The following is a 1,666-nucleotide window of genomic DNA, read 5'->3' on the forward strand; positions in this document are numbered from 1 at the left end:
GACGGAGACCTCCTCATCGCCGCCTCCGTCCTGCTCGCCGACGCCGCCCTCGCCGCCCGCCAGGCCGGCGCCCACCTCACCGGAGCCCTGACCGGCGGCGGCTTCGCCCTCCAGGCCCTGCGCCGCCCCGCCTGGGCCGCCGGCGCGACCCTGTCCTGCCTCCGCGCCCTGACCAGCCGGGCCGGACTCGGCTTCGCCGCCAACGGCGGCACCGTCGGCGAACTCGCGCGCATCGCGGGCAACCTGACCCGCCGCCGGCCCGCCTCCGTCGCCATGGCCGTCGACGCCTTCGCCCTGCGCATCGAGGCCGCCACCGCCGCCCACCCCAACCTCGACTCCCCCCACGCCCGGCGCCTCACCGACGCGCTCGTCGCGGGAGACCGGCTGGAGGCCGCACGCGCCCTCCACGCCCTCGTCGAGAGGCTCGGCGTCACCCGCGCCCTGACCACCGTCAGCCCCGTGATCATGGAGTTGCTGGCCCTGCTCGGCCTGCTGGACGAGAACCCCGTCAACGACAGCTTCTCCTGGGTGACCCTCGCGGGCGGCGTCCCCACCACCGACCCCCTCTTCGGCCTGCCCTGCTCCCTGATCAAGCACCTCAACCCCGGCCCGGGCCGCGCCGAGCGCGCCGAACCCGACCCGATCCTCGCCAAGGTCCTCGGGACCTCCCGCAACGACATCGTCAGCTACATCAACGACATCGGCGCCCTCGGCAACCACGGCCTGGTCCTCCTTCGCCGCATCGCCTGCACCGACGGAGCCGTACGCCACGTCCTGCTGCTCCCCGGCACCAGCTTCGGACTGGTCAGCAACAGCACCCCGCAGGACCTGGTCGGCGCCTTCGACGGCTGCCTGCGCACCGACACCACCTACACGCGGGCGGCGAAGAAGCTCCTGAAGCGGGCCGGGGTGCCCGCCGGGTCGGAGCTGATGATGGTCGGCCACAGCCTCGGCGGCCTGACCGCGATGAACCTCGCCGCCGACCTCGACGTCGCCTCCGAGTACCGGATCACCCACGTCGTCACCCTCGGCTCGCCGATCGACAACAAGCGGCCCGCCGACCACACCACCCGCGTCGTCAGCCTGGTCAACAAGCACGACGTCATCCCCACGCTGGACGGCCGCGGACCCGCCTCGCCCCACGACGTCCCCGACAGCTGGGTGGAGCTCTCCTGGCTCGACGAGTCCTACGACTACCCGCTCTCCCACGCCCCGCAGGCGTACTCGGACAGCCTGCGCGGCGAACTGGCCCACCACCGGGACCGGGTGAACGCACTGATCGGCAGCTACGACGGCGAGATCATCGGCAACCAGCCGTACATGCTGCGCGACAGGTGACCGGCCCCGCGCCGGCCGCCCGCGCCGGGCTCCGTGCCCGCGCCGGATTTCGTGCCCGCGCCGGGTTCCGTGCCTGCGCCGAGCGCCCGCGTCGCGTTCCGCGCCCGCGCCGGGTTCCGCGCCTGCGCCGGGCTCCGCGCCTGCGCCGGGCGCCCGCGCCGGGTTTCGTGCCCGCGCCGAGCTCGTGCCCGCGCCGGGTTCCGTGCCCGCGCCGGGTTCCGTGCCTGCGCCGAGCGCCCGTGCCGGGCTCCGTGCCCGCGCCGGGTTCCGCGCCCGCGCCGGGCTCCGCGCCTGCGCCGGGCGCCCGCGCCGGGTTTCGTGCCCGCGC

1 protein-coding gene is annotated in these 1,666 nt (G+C 75.6%); it reads left to right on the plus strand.

Translation table 11 applies throughout. The features are described 5' to 3' along the window. Positions 1-1,338, plus strand: a 1,338-nt coding sequence (locus tag EF903_RS32365) for a lipase family protein (RefSeq protein WP_221888808.1), incomplete at its 5' end; no start/stop codon positions are given. Positions 1,339-1,666 lie beyond the last annotated feature (328 nt).

It is taken from the genome of Streptomyces sp. WAC05292, assembly GCF_003949955.1.
GTDB lineage: Bacteria > Actinomycetota > Actinomycetes > Streptomycetales > Streptomycetaceae > Streptomyces > Streptomyces globosus.